The organism is Bacillus sp. AP50, assembly GCF_040492675.1.
GTDB classification, from domain to species: Bacteria; Bacillota; Bacilli; order Bacillales; family Bacillaceae_G; genus Bacillus_A; species Bacillus_A cereus.
The window spans coordinates 1-1,079 of sequence record NZ_JBEUTW010000329.1; the positions used below are offsets into that span (position 1 = coordinate 1).

The window sequence follows — 1,079 nt, forward strand, 5'->3', positions numbered from 1 at the left end:
GTCTTAAATTTTAGCCAACCATCTGTTGTTCCATCTACTATTCTAAATGTTTGTCGCCCGTACTTCGCTCCAGCATTCGCAACCTTTGATGAGAAAGAAGGTTCATCATATGCATAGAAATCTCCCATAACACGTTCTTCCCCATTTAAGTTAATCCAAACTGGACCTTCCCATGTTTCAATCTTCCACCAGCCATTATCTCTTTTTTCCATGACTCCTACATTTTGAGCACCATACTCTGATCCGCCATTTGTTTTAGCTGAATTAAAAGATGGTTCTTTATACCCATAGAATGATTGATTCACGTATTCTGAACTATTAGCAGCGTGAGTTACCATACTAAATGTCGAGATAGATAGAATAAAGAATAATAAGATTCCTATACTTTTCTTAAACATAAAAATATCCTCCCTTTTATTTTGTCTAATATATAATTTTCGAAGCAAAGAATAGATATATCCTATTTCATTATTTTAATTCTCACTTTTTTACGTCCCCATTCACGTGCTTGCTTTTCTGTAGGAAACAGAACATCAATTTTATTGCCTTTAATAGCCCCACCTGTATCTCCAGCAATTGCATCACCGTATCCTTCAACCCAAACCTTTGTTCCTAGTTTAATCACTTTAGGATCAACTGCAATTAACTTGATGTTAGGATTTTTTCCTATGTCTATTCCAGCCGCCGTAATTCTTTCATGTGGTGGACTACCTTCTACGCTGTATGCAGTAGCTTCCACGTAGAATTCTACGCTTGTATCTTCCGCATTTAAATTCATCCACTTGTCGCCTTCCCATGTTTTAATCTTTAACCATCCACTAGTTGTTCCATCTATTATTCTAAAATTCTGCGGACTATATAATGCTCCAGCGTTTGCTTTGCCTGAGCTAAATGAGGGCTCGTTATACGCATAGAATGATTTGTTTATGAATCTTTCTTCTCCATCTAGATTCAGCCATTTCTCGCCTTCCCATGTTTTAACCTTCAACCATCCACTAGGTGTCCCATCCACAACTCTAAAATTTTGTGGACTATATAATGCTCCAGCGTTTGCTTTTGCTGCATTAAATGAAGCCTCA

1 protein-coding gene and 1 pseudogene are annotated in these 1,079 nt (G+C 37.2%); both read right to left on the reverse strand.

Annotated features, from left to right (window positions below; all coding sequences use genetic code 11):
* Window positions 1-398, reverse strand: a pseudogene (locus ABWK52_RS21505) (hypothetical protein); the annotation flags it as partial.
* 62 nt (window positions 399-460) lie between these two features.
* Window positions 461-1,079: 3D domain-containing protein (locus ABWK52_RS21510; protein ID WP_353772121.1), on the reverse strand; the 619-nt coding region annotated here is incomplete at its 5' end.